The organism is Nostoc sp., from assembly GCF_041747015.1.
Classification (GTDB): domain Bacteria; phylum Cyanobacteriota; class Cyanobacteriia; order Cyanobacteriales; family Nostocaceae; genus Nostoc.
Map to the genome: position 1 here is coordinate 14,665 of NZ_JBGTFY010000167.1, position 15,861 is coordinate 30,525.

The following is a 15,861-nucleotide window of genomic DNA, read 5'->3' on the forward strand; positions in this document are numbered from 1 at the left end:
AAAGATGAAACTATATTTATATGACTACTGCATCTTGTTTTACTAACTTCCAAATAAAGTAGCTGCAACAAAAGACAATTTACTAAAGTTATATCATTTATGAATTGTTCATCTTATCCGGTAAATACTGATTTTTTGAAAATTATTTCAATCAAGTTTGATAAATAACAAAAACTAACTTCACGGTAAATTTGCGGAAATGTATTTTACTTTAAGGCAAATTTATAAAGATGTTGTTAGCAAAGTAAACCTATAATACCCACCCGTTAAAGGAAAGATATCATTTAGGTGCAAAATAATCAGAGGTTTGGCTCAGATTCCCGACTTTTTATAGAAGTTGGGAATGTTATGATTTAGGCTCTTGCGAAAAGAATATCAGGTTGACATTAAGAAGCTCAACATCATGTATCAAACCGACCCGCCGCGTTCTCCCAAGAAATTCCTGCCCACAATGTATGACCTACCCAGCGAATATCCTGAGGAACCCGGTTTGCCTGACGAATATCACCTCTTACAACCCCAGCTATTAAGAGAAACTTTTTCCCCTAGCAACTACTCAGAAGATCAGGTATTTGTCGCCACGGATTTGAATCTTTACTACGATGTGCGTCATCCTCTGTGGTATAAACGCCCCGACTGGTTTGCCGTTTTGGGTGTACCGAGATTGTATGAGCAGAAAGAACTGCGCCTGAGCTATGTAACTTGGCAAGAAGGTGTTAACCCCTTTGTGGTGCTAGAACTGCTCTCACCAGGAACAGAAAAAGAAGACTTGGGGCAAACTTTGCGGGACGCTAATCAACCACCGACTAAGTGGGAAGTCTACGAACAAATTTTGAGAGTGCCTTATTATATAGTGTTTGACCGCTACACTGACCACTTGCTATTTTTTCAGTTGGCAGGAAGTAGGTATGCAGAGTTAGATTTACCCCAATCCCGTATCTGGATAAATGACATCCGGCTCGGTTTAGGACTCTGGCAAGGTGTTTATCAGGGTTGCGATCGCCAATGGTTACGTTGGTATGATCATCTGGGTAACTGGATACTCACTCCTGAAGAGCGAGAGAAACAAATAGGTCAACGAGAAAGGCGACGGGCTGAACGTTTAGCAGAGCAGCTACGCACACTTGGTATTGAACCTGATTTTGGTGATGAGGAAGATTAATTATTTTGGCGTTGCATAAATGCGGGATGATTTTTTTCATGCAGAGGCGCAGAGACGCAGAGAGGATAAGGAGTTTTAGATTTCAATACCTAACATTTCATCCCTTCATTCAGCAACGCCATTACTTTTATCATGATCTGGTATTGCGATCAGGGAAATATCGCTAGCTCAGTTTTTGGGTCAAAAAAGTGAATTTTTTCTGGGGTTAGAGATAACCAAAGTTGCTCACCAACTTGTACAAATCGGTCTGGTAGTATTCGCACTTGTAGGTAATTGCCTGTAGTAGTAAGTTGAGATCCAGGTTCGGCAATCCTAACGGCGAGAAAGGAATCATTGCCAAGGTTCTCTACCAAATCTACTTGTACTGATAGATTTTTGGGGGCAGGCATACTCAAGTTCAAGTGTTCTGGACGAATGCCTAAAATTAGAGTTTGTCCATCATATTTTTTTAGGGTATTTCCCCAGACTTCTGGGAGGGTAAGACGAAACTGGGAATGAGTAATCAATAGAGGCGCATGAAATTCCACAGGAATAAAATTCATTGGTGGTGAACCAATGAACTCTGCGACAAAAAGGTTGGCAGGGCGGTTGTAAAGTTCTAAAGGAGAAGCAACTTGCTGAATTTTACCCTCAGACATAATTGCAATGCGATCGCCCATTGTCATCGCTTCTGTTTGATCGTGGGTAACGTAAATTGTTGTTGTCCCCAATTGGCGCTGCAATTTGACAATTTGGGCGCGGGTTTCTGCTCGCAGTTTGGCATCTAAGTTAGAAAGCGGTTCATCCATTAAAAACACTTGAGGGTCACGCGCGATCGCTCGTCCCAGTGCAACTCGTTGTCTTTGTCCCCCAGATAGCTGTTTAGGTAGGCGATTCAGCAATGTTTCGATTTGCAACAGTTGGGCAACACTACGTACCTGCTCATCCACACTCCTTTCTTGATCAGAAATGTAGCGCAGTCCTTTAGGTAACTTTTTTGTCGCCCCCACAAAAAGATTTTCCGCCCACGTCCGAAGATATGGAGATGAGGGAGTATTTTCTCCTCTGCTTTCCCTGCGGCGTAACCCAAAGGCGATGTTGTCGTACACCGTCATGTGGGGATAGAGGGCGTAATTTTGAAACACCATTGCGATATCGCGTTCCTTCGGTGGTAGGTCATTGATCAAGCGATCGCCTACCCAGATATTGCCTCCAGTCATGACTTCTAACCCGGCAATTAACCGCAGCAGAGTGCTTTTACCACAACCAGAAGGGCCTACCAATACCATAAATTCGCCATCTGCGATCGTTAGGTTAATCCGCCGCAAAACATTGACACTTTCTGCACGTTCTCGTACTGCATCAGTTTTCTCCCTAGACTTGAGTGGGAGTTCGGTTTGTGAGATAACATTTTCCCCTTTACGCGGGGAAAAACTTTTATAAACGTTTTCTAAAACAACTTGGGACACAACTGTTAATTATTGTCATTGGGCATTGAGAGAAAATCAATAATAGAACTTAGACAAAAAACACCCAGAAAAGAGCCTCAAATCTCTATACAGAAAGATTTTGCTTGGTTTATTGACATATCTGGGTTTCCGCCATTTTTGAGCATTTGGTGTATTTCCCTTACCCTGCATGGGTTTGAGGCTGATTTCTCCCTCAAGAATGTTTAAGTCCCACTAATAACTAATGACAAAGGACAAATGAGAGTTTAGCGACCATCATAATATATAGCGGTTCTCGGTTGAGTGAGGTACAAGAACCCCTCCCCGCTCTTCGAGAGGGGGCTATGATGTACCTCATCTGATTAGGAATCTGTAAATACGAAAAGTTAAAAAAATAGCTGGTACGACAAAAAGCAAACTACTCTGAGTTTAAGGCTGTCAGGAGGTGTTGTAATGACTACCGATGTACCTAAAAATCTTTTCCCAGACCTAAGCGCTAAACCTGCTCATTGTAAATGAATTGATGGTACAATTATACTACTTGCAGAATTGAATGCTCATTGTAGTCAAGCGAAGCTGGCAAGCAGTATATTAAATGCTGTTCAAAGCGATGTCTACGACGGGCTACGCCTACGCTTGGCTTTTATGCTAGAAATAACTAAAAACTAAGAGTAGATGTAGGATATTTATTCAGGCATTATTAAAACTAGATATTGATTGGGACTACATAGAAAATCCCTCTTTTTCAATCAGTAATTTTTGCAGTTAGGAGGAATTTTAATGAACAGTTGCGTTTTGATGGCGGAAATTATTCAAGACCCGCAACTCCGCTATACAGCGGATAATTTAGGAGTCACGGAAATGATTGTGCAGTTTCCGAATTCCCAGAAACCAGAAGATCCGCCAGCCACCCTGAAAGTTGTCGGCTGGGGTAATTTAGCAACAGAAATTCAACAAAACTACCATCAAGGCGATCGCGTCATCTTGGTAGGACGTTTAAGTATGAATACTATTGAGCGTCCAGAAGGTTTTAAAGAAAAACGCGCTGAATTAACAGTGCAACAAATTCAATCTGTTGGAGGTAGTTTTAATACTGATTTTTCACCATCAGCAACTATAACTCCGTCAGTTACAGAAACTTCTGTGCGACAACCATCCTCAGGAGTTGCATCTTCCCAGGCGAAAGACGTTCCCAGTTACGAGTCGTCACGCCCCGCACCTACTCCAGTGACAAATCATGTTGGCGTTACTCCCCAAGCGACAAGTTACGAACCCATACCCCAACCTATAAATTATGAGCAGCCCACTTATCCAGCAGTGAAACAGGAAGAACCAGATCCGGATGATATTCCGTTCTAAAGTTCAGCAGAGTGGGTCACTGCTCTGCTGAGTTTAACTTCTGTTATTACCAAAATCCTAGTACAGGTTGGCGTAAATACTAGTAGTTTGACTTATTGACTATGCCTTGACTGTATTCGCTAGCTTCTTCCTACGCAAAGCTAAAGTACTAAGTATACCCAGACCGAAAAGCAAGCCGGAGTTGGAAGGCTCTGGGACTGCTGTAGTAACATTAATATTGTCTACGTTCAGAGATGATACCTCTAGGGCTGGGGTGAGAATGATTTGCAGCGAGTCCAAGATTTGCTGTGAATCGGTACTCAGAATCGTTGTGAACGAATTATTCAAATCAATTGTACCAGTAGTAGATAGCACCAACTGACTGTTCAAGAAACCTTGGATAGAAAATTCACCTCCTCTTGCAGCATTACTAGTGAGATCGACACTAGCGAAAGTAAACAATTTATTTGTATTCTCAGTAACATTGATTGAAGACGTTGTTAGCTGGGAAATAGGGATTGTAAAAATAGAGGGGGTAGGATTTCCAAACACTTGTCCTTCAAACCAATCACCTTCAGTCGGAGTAACTGTGAAGTTACCTTCAGTAGTTCCAGTAAAAGAATCAAAATTATTACCTGACAAGGAGCTAAAACTAATAATCGAAGCATTGGCTATTCCTGCTCCCAAGGAACAGGCAACGAAAGCTGTTAAAGTTGTAGTCTTTACAAGCTTCTTAGTAAAGTTCTTGGTATTTATCATTGATGTTATTCCTCTTGTTACTTAATTAATGCAAGGTTTGTAGAAAGGGATTTCTCTAGGCTTGACAGAACATTAGGCGTAAGTGATAACGTCTGCGGTCGATACATCCTTGACCAGGAAATTGCAAGTAGGTTATTGATTCCTTAGCGACATTGCACTGAGATATTTATAAAAACCTGCAAGATGCGTTCCAAAGGCTTGGTTTTTAGTTGCTAATAAAGGCTTTTTTGACTCTGGTGGAGCAAATTTTCCAATACAGACAGGATGGAGTTTTTCAGAGCATCTTGCCGGAAATTATCCGGTTCTCGGTTCAATGTCTACTAAGGTGCAATTCCAATTACTTGTTAGCCGCTATCTTAGTAACTTCCTCTGGGAGCAGCACTTTTGCATCACCAGGATAGGGCTTATTAAAGCCTCTTGTCCCGTACCAAATCGCCCGATTGAGCAAGTTCTCATCCTGTTCATCGGGAACGAGCCCTTGCTTGTTAAACATCTGTGTTGATGCCTCAAACCAAGCTTTTTGTACATTACTCATAGCAGTGGTAGACCCCGGATTGAGTTCATCAAGGGCAATCTTGTTAGATACTGCATTAAAGGGAGTAAAGTCGGGCTTGTCAGTAAAGGCGTTGTACATCGGTGTAGCAATCAGTGTCATCTGATTGGTCGGCGGTAGCCCCAGGATTTGTTCGATCGTCCGTCGCATATCTACCTGGGTGTAATAGGTGCTATCAACTACACTACGTTTAGCATAGGGACTGATCACTAGTGCCTCTGTGCGATGCCCGTCTATGTGGTCAACACCATTCTGGGAATCGTCTTCCACAATAAATATGGCGCTTTTCTTCCAGCAAGGGCTGTGGCTGATAGCATCGACGATGCGACCGACAGCTAGGTCATTATCTGCTACCTGGGCGCGAGGGGTAGGGGAATTGGCAGAGGTGCCGGAGGTGTGGTCGGTGTTGAGCGCCATCACTGTCAAATCTGCCAGCCCACAAGTGCCTTTAGGAGCTTGTGTAAACTCTTTCAGGAAAATATCAGCACGATAAATGTCAGGAATTTGGTTAGTGTAGTTGGGAAAGTTCCGCACCAAAAGGCGATCGAGGGAAGGCACATCAGACTTGGTTTGGTAAGTTCCGATCGCCAGATGGAGATTACCTGTCTGCTTGCCTTCTAAAATTAATGCATCTCTATACCAGTCAATCCAGTTACCAAATTCACCCGTCGCCCCCTTCGCTAGGAGCAATTGGTTGGCGTACTCACCATAGACACGTACACTCTTGCCATACTTGAGTGCATTATCCCACAGGAATCCTGTAGGCACGTAAGCCAAACTATCGCCACCATTAAATGGATAGCTGCGGAAGAAGTTACCAAATGCCTTTTCAATATAATCGGGAGCAATTCCTTGCACACTCCACTGGTGTCCGTCGGCAGAGAGAACGCCACTATCGTAGAAGTTATCCAGTAGTGGAAATTGCTTGGTCAAGGCGTGGAGGTTGGGCGTTACCGCTTCGCCAAATAAGAGCAGATTGGGATCACCATTGCCACGGGGGTCATCCGCAAACACCTGATCGTAGGTGCGATTTTCTTTAATGATGTAGACAACGTGCTTAATCGGTGAAGGATCGCCAATTCGCCGGGGAATTGATCGTGGGACTGCATTTGGTGAGCCGGGTTTATTAGAAATCCGATCTTTGAGTAAGCTATTGTTTTGGCGTACTTGGGCACTGGAGTAAGGCAAATCTCGTGGGTTGGGATAAGGAATCAGCGAAGTACTACCCAGGTAGGCGTAAGTGCTTTTACCTATCGTGCGGATACCCCCAAGGGTTAAGCTATAGTTAGGCCCCAAGGAGCCAACCCCTTTGACGTTAGCAACGACAAGTTGTTTGCGATCGCGATCCACTGCCAAAGCGCCAGGATACCAGCCTGTTGGAATGAGTCCCCGTAACTGGGCAGATTGATCTATGCCTTTCCAATTAAAAACAGCGATCGCATTGGTTGTCCCCAAACTGACAAACAACCGATCCTCCACCATCGCCAATGAATTTGGCATACTACCAGCGGGAACATCACCCCCAAACGGTTGAATTTCAATCGTTTGGACTACTTTATTTGTGTTCGTATCAATTACTGAGACACTATCACTGTGAGTATTCGCTACAAACAGATACTTTTGGTGCTGCATCAAGCCAGTTGGTTGCAGACCCACTGTAATATCTTGCACTTTGGTTTGAGTACGCAAATCCACTACCGAGACAGTACCCGTAATAGAACCCCCAGTCTCGCGGTCAGCAACAATCGGCGTTCCGTAGGAGTCATTCGTGAAGTCTCCCTGAACTGCCTTACGCCCACCTTGGTTACTCACATAGGCTTTTTGACCAGCAATTAGTACTGCGTGGGGAGCATTCCCAACGGGAATTTCATTTACCAGTTGACGAGATGCTAGGTTGAAAACGCCAAGACTGTTTTTGCCGCTGAAGGCGATGTAGAGTGTTTGCCCGTCTTCGGAGAGTGCTAGACCACCAGGGTAAGATTTGTTGTCTGGTAGAGTTACAGACGCATCTAGTGAAAGCGTGCCATCAGCAGCAACATTAGCAATAACTAACTTCCCGCTAGCATCGGAGGCAAACAATTTTCTGCCATCCTTGGAGTAGGCAATGCCATCAAAGGAAGCGCCACCGTTAGCCGGATTAAACTCCTGCTTGAGTTTACCCGTAGACAGGTCTACCAAAACGATGAACTGGCCTTGACTGCTACCCACGCCGTTTAAAAAGGCAGCGGTCTTACCATTGGGACTGAGGGTAACAGCCACAGGACGACCGTTAAACTCAATCTGCTTACCCGCAGGGATAATGAATTGACCCGTGTTTACTAACACAGAGCCATTGGGTTGGCGTCCCACCTTAGATATAGACTGGGGGAAAATCGCACCTGCTTCGGATACTATACTGCCTGCAACCAGGACAACCAAAGCAGACAGAAGGGCAGTCCAAAGTATGCCTCTTTTCTTTATTGATTTAATTCTGCTAGTTCTATTTGCGATCGCCTTTGGCGCTGCCCCTTGGGCAATCGCTGGTTGTTTCCGCTTTTTTTCACGCTTAAAAAGAGCGCCAACTGCACTTAGTATTGTAAGTAACTTACGTTGCCATTTAGATTTAGACATCTTTACATTCCATGCCGCAGTAAGTAAATTAGGGCAGAAATAAGTTTAAATCAAAGACATTAATTCAATGCTAAGGGGGCGTTAAATCAAGTGAATAAATACTTAAACAGAATTAATAACACAAATATAAAATATATTTAGAGAGCAAAGTGGTGGATAAATCAGGATTCAAGGTAGCTTTGATAAAATAATTAAGTTTTGATAATTTGTAAGTTATGACATTATCTATTCAGCCAACCACAGCATTAAGTGTAGAAGAGTTCTTAAAACTACCAGAAACCAAGCCAGCAAGCGAGTATTTTAACGGACAAATATCCCAAAAACCTATGCCGCAAGGAGAACACAGTACGTTACAAATTGAATTAGCTTCTGCCATAAATCAAGTTACAAAACCACAAAAAATTGCTTATGCCTTTCCTGAATTACGCTGTACATTTCAAGGTCGTTCAATAGTACCAGATATTGCAGTTTTTGAATGGCAAAAAATTCCATTGCTTCCTAATGGAAGAATTACAAATAAATTTGAAATTCCCCCAGATTGGATAATTGAAATTCTCTCACCAGAACAATCACCAAACCGAGTTATCCGCAAAATTACATTTTCTATCCAAAATGGAGCAAAGCTAGGTTGGTTGCTCGATTCTAAGGATGAGTCAATCATGATTTTTGAACCAAATAAATTACCAGAATTAAAAGAAAAGCAAGATGTTTTACCCGTTTTAAGTGTTTTGGAAAATTGGCAATTAACAGTTGCAGACGTATTTAGTTGGTTGAGTTTTATTTGAATAAAGCATTAAAATAATTTGTAATAACGCTCTCTACGTTCGCGTAGCGTGTCGCAGACAGACGCTGCGCGGAGCTTGAGAGTACGCGGACTGGCTACCGTCATTACGAATTACGAATTAATTGTTATTGATCAATCCCAGTAGCTTGATTTATCTGGCATTGGCTGCACAACCCAAAAAACTCTAAGGTGTGATAAAAAACTTTAAACTTATGGCTGGATTCTAACTGGTCTTCTAGGTCATGAACCGGGCATTGATTAATCAGGATTGAGACACCGCACTGCAAGCAAGTAAGGTGGTGTTTATCTTGCTGCGCTAGGCTATAAAGGGCTTCACCATTAGCTAAATTCCGCACTTGTACTATGCCTTCCAGTTTTAAAGCTTCTAGGGAGCGGTAAACTGTCGCTAAACCCATACTCTGATTGGTATTACGTAGTTCTACGTAAATATCCTGAGCAGAAATGCCTTTTTTGATTGTTTGCAGTAAGTTGAAAATACGCTCTTGACTGCGGGTGCGTATGGCTCTCATAGACAATTATTTAAATATGCCACTGTAGTTGAAGCTGTTAGACGGGCTAATTGATCAATTAACTTTAACGGCTTCGTAATCTTATTTTCACTCAATTGGAACAGAAAGTTATAGTATAGCGATCGCAGCATTCAGCAAAAGCCCGTGCAAACCAAGTATCTAGCCAAAATTTTCGTGACCCTTCGTCCTTCAGTCTTAGACCCCGCTGGTGTGGCTGTACAATCCAGTCTTCAGCAATTGGGATACGATAACGTTGACCAGGTGCGGATTGGTAAGTACATTGAGCTGACCATCACCACGACTGAGGAAAAAAAAGCGCGTCAAGACCTTGCTAACATTTGTGACCAAATGCTAGCAAATCCCGTAATTGAAAATTACCGCTTTGATTTGATTGAGGTTGAAACCCAGACGGGAGTCTTTTAGAGATTGGGCATTGGGCGGAGGGGAAAAATCTTCTCCCCTGCTCCCTGCTTCTTTCCTAGTCCCTACTCCCTACTCCCATTAACTAAATGACAAATGACAAATGACAAAATTTGGTGTTGTTGTTTTTCCAGGTTCTAATTGCGATCGCGATGTTGCTTATGTAACCAGAGATTTGCTCTTACAACCAACTCGCATGGTTTGGCATCAAGAAACAGATATTGCTGATTTGGATGTCGTTATTATCCCTGGTGGCTTTAGTTACGGGGATTATTTACGTTGCGGTGCGATCGCCCGTTTTTCACCCGTGATGCAGCAGGTTATTGAACACGCCCAAAAAGGTAAGCTTGTCCTCGGTATTTGCAACGGTTTTCAGGTATTAACTGAAGCTGGACTTTTACCAGGGGTGTTGACTAGAAACCGGGATTTACATTTTATCTGCGATCGCGTCCCCTTGAAAGTTGAGCGTACGAATCTCCCTTGGACGCAAGCTTATACCAATAGTGAAGTTATCACTTTGCCCATTGCCCACGGAGAGGGACTGTTCTACGCTGATGCAGCCACTCTCGCAGAAATTGAAGATAACGGACAAGTAGTGTTCCGCTATCAAGGAGAGAATCCCAACGGTTCACTGAACAACATTGCCGGGATTTGCGATCGTCGGGGCAATGTGTTGGGGATGATGCCGCACCCAGAAAGAGCGTCAGACGCGATGCTGGGAAATAGCGATGGCTTGAGGTTGTTTCAAGGCTTGGTGGAGAAGGTAGCGGCATTAGCGTAGGGTGAATAAGTTGGGTATTTTGCGATCGCTGTCTGGAAGATAGATAAATATTCTTCTACAGACGGCGATTTATCATTATTGACCTACCAAACCGCGTCTATTAACAATTATTAATCTTCAAATTGTACAAACTATTAGAATCATCACTAGAAAATAGTAATTCAATAGAAGAATTTGTTAACAAACTAATTGTAGATTTGTCAACATTTAAAGGTCAAACATCTAGCTTAGACTTTACCTATCCTTTTAGTTCTTATGACAACCTGCAAAAGCAACGCTTAACTTTTAATAAAAAAACTCCTAAAAATCGAGAATTGCTGAAAGTTCATAAATTAACTATTACATATTTCTGTGAAAAATGGCATCCTTGAAGAGGATATGCGTAACATTTTTAATAACAATACATTTTTCAAACCTGTTCTGAGAGAAAACTCCAAACAAGTTCTGAAATACATCTCACTTGGAAAAGCAAATACACAAACAAATTCTCTTTGTTCCCTAGCAGCTAATATCACCATTACTGACATTCACTTTTATGATACTGATGATATAGAAACCTTCAGTATGGAGTATGATTTAACTGCTATCCGTGCATTACCAGTAGTTTTTGCGCCTCTACAAGATAAAAGATGTTTGGAAATTTTTACTCAACATTTCCAAATGCGTCACCTGCTATTATTTACCTATCACTTAGAAGATAAAAAACTAGAATCTCATCAGGCTTTTGTCTATAAATTTACTTATGCCTTACTTGCCTATATCTGTCTCAAACTCTTATTGGAGAAGCAAACAAGATTATTCATACCCATTTTAAGACTACATCTGAAAAAGAAAGAAGATGACGCACCGATAGAAAAGTTTATAGTCTCCTTGTCTGGTGTATTGTCTCATTTATTTAACGAAACACATCGTGCTAATGACCAGGGAATTAATATTAAAGATTTGGCATTTAAAATTCCCAATGTTATGAGTTCCTTGTACTCTGTTTTACCTAAAAAATTTCGATTAAATACTTCATCTCAATCTCCCCAACTAGACAAGCTAGCTATTATCATCGTTTCCAGTCGAGAAAGCGATAGCAAGTGGAATAGTTCTCAAAAAATTTCTAACTTAATGGGAGAAATTATCGGTGTGCAAATGAAAAATGGTACTGTTAAATTTCAGTTACCCAAAACTTTTTCTGAGAACTATGATCACCAACAAATGTTTACAGAACCTAGCACTATTATTGATAATGTTAGCAAACTTTATGAACAGGGATATAAACACATTATCTATATTGCTAAAGCACCTTATACCAGTACATTACACATGACACACACTGAAGAAGATGATGGACTCTTCTTTATGTCAAAAAATATAATTAGGTCTTTGAAAGCACAACGTGAAGATATTAAAATTTACCCAATGTTTTTTGATAAATACTATGCAGTGATGCTCCCAAAAAATGCTGCAACTTCTTTATACATTCAAGATACAGCAGAACTGACAACTTTAGTCGAAGATCCCAGCAAGCAATCTGTTATATTTTTCAATCTTTTTAATGGAATGAAAGTAGGTAAAGACGAAGAAAGATACTACAGAGGTGTTATTTCCTACGCTACCCTATTAAATATTTATAAAGACATTCTGGACGATGAAGATATTCGCAAAGGATTAATTTATCCTGGTTTATTAAAAAATGATATCTTGCAGTATTTGACTTTCTTTCACTTCTCTCGCTACCAAAAAGCGGATAAAGAAATCCATATCAAACTAGACCCCTACGAAAATTTGATTGGAGATAAATCTGTTGGTAAGCTTTCTTTGTTCAATCACATGCGAGGAAAGAGCGAATTTAACTCTTTAGCATTTTTAACTCTTGTCAGAAATGTGCTAAATGCAGAGTAACTCTTGGCGCTACTCTGCATTTAAAAAATATATTCAGTAAACATCATGAAATCCAAAATAGCTGAAGAATTAGGACGTTTATTTGAAGTGGGGTTTAATATTGGCATTCTTGCTTACATTGAAGAAAACAAAATTAAGCATAAATTTGGTGATTTATATCGTCAAGAATTGCAACAACTAAATTTAGCTAACATCCGACGGCTAGTGGTTGATAAAGTTATCAGCACTCTAGAAAGAGAGATGGCTGGTAATTGGTGTACATTTTTCATCCAAAAGGGTTTTTTGAGTGGCTTAAATTTCTTTCAGGAATACATCAAGTCTACAGGTTGGGATAAGCCGCACAAATTACAAAATGTCGAGATTTTATATTACCAATGTAGGTTTAATGGTGATAACAGTATTGGTACTTATGACACTAAAGATAATTTCCAATGGTTTGAAGAAGTGTTAGCTCAATTTGACAACTTAGACAATACCTCTCAGTATATTAGTCGTTATCAAAAGAAAGGTGAGTTTCTCAATGCCGATACTTTAATTCTGTTGCGTCATCGCAGACAGTATCGGGTTATTTGTGTTGATTTATCGGTGTTTTCTATTAATTTAAATGAGGATGTTAAAAACCTTGACTATATAGAAATTATCCGGCGTTTATTAATCCGGGATATTAGTTATTTGCGCTCGAAAAGCGTGTTTTCTAATCTTACTATTGATACTGAATCTTTAGGTTTAGAATTCTCAGAAGGCTTAAAGACATACTTTACTGCTTTTAAGTATAGAGATAAAGAAAGTACTAAGTCAATTCAGGCTGCTTGTTATCTCCATAGCTTCTATGAATTTATCAAAGAAACTGCCATTTTTCCAGATACAGCAGATGTGGTATTCAATTCTATAGGATACAGCGATCGCGGAATCAGCGCAATATCTATCCAGAGAGAAAACTTGGATATTTTGAAAACCTGTTATCAGATATATAAACATGACTCAAGTCCTCAAGAAATTCCCGAAGCACGCAAACAGGTTTTAAATCAAATTAAGCGCAGCGCCTATAGTAGTTTTGAGCGTGGTAAACAATTTATTGATTCTCTTTTAGAAATTCCTGCTGATAAGATAACCATTTTACCTCGGCACACAGAGAAAATAACCGGATTTATCAACTCTGTTGGACAAGTTTCTCCAGAATTGATGCATCAATTGGGGTTAACTGGAACCCTAAATTTGAGACAAGCACACGCTGAACTGATTAAAAAAGCTTTGATTTCTCAGGATACCTATATATTTTTAACTGGAAATCCTGGAATTGGTAAAACTACAGCAATCGTTGATTTTCTCACCGATTGCAAACATATAGACGAAGGTTTTCTTTTCTTTTACGTCAGTCCTCGAAAACAAGTTAACCTGGATATAATCAAGAAATTTAAAGTTAAAAATACTGAAAAATTGTGCGATGACAGATTATTAGCCATCAACACCCATAGCAACCTAATTTCAGATAACTTTGGACGTTACACTGTTCAATACACCTGTAATCAACGTCAGGGAGATTTTATAGAAAAGTCTGTCAACTTTCTTGATAGCAGAAATGTGGAGCGAAAAAAATGGCGTTCTGACAGACTCAAACAAATAACAGATAACGAAATTCAAGATATTGGACAAAAGACTAAAGGTGTTTTAAATAGTATTTGTGAAGCTATATCTACTCTTGTAGAAAGTCAAATATCAAATAATATTATCGCCACTACATCTATCCAAGCGTTGAAGATAACTGATACTGGTAACACATTAAAACATTTTGAGAAAATTTTTAGAAATGCATATAATTCCAAAGAAAACAAAGTATTTTCCGATAGAATGCAAGAAATATCTGGGAAAATCAAACACTTATTCATCATGATAGATGAAATAACTGGAGGTGTTGAGTTTTTAGATGGAATTAATCAAATTATATCTAAATATGAATTAATGGATTCTCAGCATGGTTTTAATACTAAGGTTATTGTTGCTGATGCTTCTATTGTTGACAAAAATATTATAATTCAACACCTTGCTGAGACATCACCAGAACCAGAAAAAATATATTTTCGTCGTGCTACGGATACCAGTCAACCTCTTTCAGTCCAGCCATTGCAATTTAAGGGTTTACCAGCGACTGTAATTAATACTAACTCCTACCCAGCTAGTAACTTATCCATTAATTATCAAATATTAATAGAGTCATCTAAATTTAATGAGGAGGCGCGTTTAAACCAAGGTTACAACTTAGAAGAAAGTCTGCAAAAAGAGATTTTAAAAGATATCGAAGCCCTTTTAAATCGGTCAGATGTTGAACAGGTAATAGTTTATATCCAAAACAAACGCAGATTAACAGAACTGATTGAGAAGATTAAACAACATCGGGGAGAATTTCAAAAGTATACTCATTACCTAGAGATACATGCAAATATCTCTGAGGAAGAGAAGCAAGAAATACAAAAATTTCAAGAATCCGTAAAAGTAGTTTTTATGACTGCTTCTGGTAGTCGGGGTTTATCTTTTCCCAAGGTAAAACACATCTTAGTAGAAATTCCCAAATTTGAAATTGAGAAAAACCTGATGGAAGTAATTCAGGTGATTTACAGAGGTCGTGGTGATGATAAAATAGACAATCAGGATAAAGAGCTAGTTTTTTACTTAGCAGAACGTTTAGTTTATTATCAAGATGACCAGCAACTATCTTTGCAGGAAAGTGTGCTGAATATATTAAATATTTTATTACTTTTAAAAGCCTCTGTAATGACCAGAATTTTTGGTTATGGCCGCATAGGTCGGGATAATTTTATTATTATTCCCATAGGTGGCAAATCTATATTAGCTGCTGGTGAAACCTTTTCGGCTCAGATGGCAAATCTCATCAACCAGATGAAGAAAGAATACCAAATAAATAGAAGCGACTCTCTATTAGAAAAAGTTTATACAAATTTAGAACAGCTACTAGGACAAGCAGGATTCGTTGTAAAAGATACAACTAAGTCTAATTATTTAGCGTTGCAGAAGTCTTTTAACAGTGATTTTTCTCAAAATTATCACACCCTAGATAAGTTACTAGATTTTGGCAAAATTGAACCGGGTTATATTAGTGGTAGTCTGCTGATAGTCCCTATTGCTAATAACACCTTGGAGGAAACTTACCAAATGCGGCTGGCTGATATAGCAAACTACGCCAATGAAGAATTATGGCGAAATATGGAGCAAATTAGTCATCGTAAATCTTATCCAGAAAGTTTACGTTTTGCAATCAAGGATGCTATAGAATTAGTGAAAAAGCTGAAGGATGGTGTGCAGAAAACACAGCGACTTGAGCAAAACAGCCAGCATTTAGACCAGTATTATGCCTTGCCATTATTTGCCTTTATTAGTGGTGAGGTTATGAGTGAATATTTTGCCAATGAACCTAAAGAACCAGAAGACCAACGCTTCCGAGATATTCTAGCTATATAGGGCTTGCTGAACAAAAGTGAAACATAGTCTAGGTAAGGGTTTTGAGCATTTTTTCACCAAGCAAGTGCAAGACTATAGCATCCAGAGGTTCAAAAACCTTGCACTTTCGTCGGCGAGCGCCGGGCAAATTGGG

11 protein-coding genes are annotated in these 15,861 nt (G+C 39.9%); 7 read left to right on the plus strand and 4 right to left on the minus strand.

Going from position 1 to position 15,861, the window contains the following annotated elements:
* Window positions 1-403: 403 nt before the first annotated feature.
* Window positions 404-1,162, plus strand: coding sequence for a Uma2 family endonuclease (locus tag ACEW80_RS13335; protein ID WP_373527041.1), 759 nt, complete (start codon window positions 404-406; stop codon window positions 1,160-1,162).
* A gap of 149 nt (window positions 1,163-1,311) precedes the next feature.
* Here ACEW80_RS13335 and ACEW80_RS13340 read toward each other — a convergent pair whose 3' ends face one another.
* A complete protein-coding gene (locus tag ACEW80_RS13340; RefSeq protein ID WP_373527042.1) occupies window positions 1,312-2,610 on the minus strand; it encodes an ABC transporter ATP-binding protein in 1,299 nt (432 codons plus the stop codon).
* Between the two features lie 759 nt (window positions 2,611-3,369).
* On the opposite strand from ACEW80_RS13340, the gene ACEW80_RS13345 reads away from it, so the two are divergent.
* Window positions 3,370-3,948 (plus strand): single-stranded DNA-binding protein, encoded by a 579-nt coding sequence (locus tag ACEW80_RS13345; RefSeq protein WP_373527043.1) that lies wholly within the window; start codon window positions 3,370-3,372, stop codon window positions 3,946-3,948.
* 99 nt (window positions 3,949-4,047) lie between these two features.
* Here ACEW80_RS13345 and ACEW80_RS13350 read toward each other — a convergent pair whose 3' ends face one another.
* Together ACEW80_RS13350 and ACEW80_RS13355 are read right to left on the minus strand one after the other, a co-directional pair.
* Window positions 4,048-4,686, minus strand: a complete 639-nt coding sequence (locus ACEW80_RS13350) for a PEP-CTERM sorting domain-containing protein (RefSeq protein WP_373527044.1) — start codon at window positions 4,684-4,686, stop codon at window positions 4,048-4,050.
* A 337-nt stretch (window positions 4,687-5,023) separates the two neighbouring features.
* Complete coding sequence (locus tag ACEW80_RS13355; RefSeq protein ID WP_373527045.1) at window positions 5,024-7,849, minus strand: hypothetical protein; 2,826 nt, start codon at window positions 7,847-7,849, stop codon at window positions 5,024-5,026.
* Window positions 7,850-8,064: 215 nt separating this feature from the next.
* On the opposite strand from ACEW80_RS13355, the gene ACEW80_RS13360 reads away from it, so the two are divergent.
* Window positions 8,065-8,634, plus strand: a complete 570-nt coding sequence (locus ACEW80_RS13360; protein ID WP_373527046.1) for a Uma2 family endonuclease — start codon at window positions 8,065-8,067, stop codon at window positions 8,632-8,634.
* Window positions 8,635-8,758: 124 nt separating this feature from the next.
* On the opposite strand, the gene ACEW80_RS13365 is transcribed toward ACEW80_RS13360, so the two are convergent.
* On the minus strand, window positions 8,759-9,163 hold the full coding sequence (locus tag ACEW80_RS13365; protein WP_373527047.1) for a Fur family transcriptional regulator: 405 nt from the start codon (window positions 9,161-9,163) through the stop codon (window positions 8,759-8,761).
* A gap of 144 nt (window positions 9,164-9,307) precedes the next feature.
* Here ACEW80_RS13365 and purS point away from each other — a divergent pair, with 144 nt between their 5' ends.
* The 4 genes from purS to ACEW80_RS13385 all read left to right on the plus strand — a co-directional run bounded on the left by purS (window position 9,308) and on the right by ACEW80_RS13385 (window position 15,728).
* On the plus strand, window positions 9,308-9,586 hold the full coding sequence (gene purS / locus ACEW80_RS13370) for a phosphoribosylformylglycinamidine synthase subunit PurS (RefSeq protein WP_373527048.1): 279 nt from the start codon (window positions 9,308-9,310) through the stop codon (window positions 9,584-9,586).
* Window positions 9,587-9,686: 100 nt separating this feature from the next.
* Complete coding sequence (gene purQ / locus ACEW80_RS13375) at window positions 9,687-10,364, plus strand: phosphoribosylformylglycinamidine synthase subunit PurQ (protein ID WP_373527049.1); 678 nt, start codon at window positions 9,687-9,689, stop codon at window positions 10,362-10,364.
* Between the two features lie 351 nt (window positions 10,365-10,715).
* A complete protein-coding gene (locus tag ACEW80_RS13380; protein WP_373527050.1) occupies window positions 10,716-12,254 on the plus strand; it encodes a hypothetical protein in 1,539 nt (512 codons plus the stop codon).
* A gap of 45 nt (window positions 12,255-12,299) precedes the next feature.
* Entirely contained in the window at window positions 12,300-15,728 is a 3,429-nt protein-coding gene (locus ACEW80_RS13385; RefSeq protein ID WP_373527051.1) for a helicase-related protein, read from the plus strand.
* Window positions 15,729-15,861 lie beyond the last annotated feature (133 nt).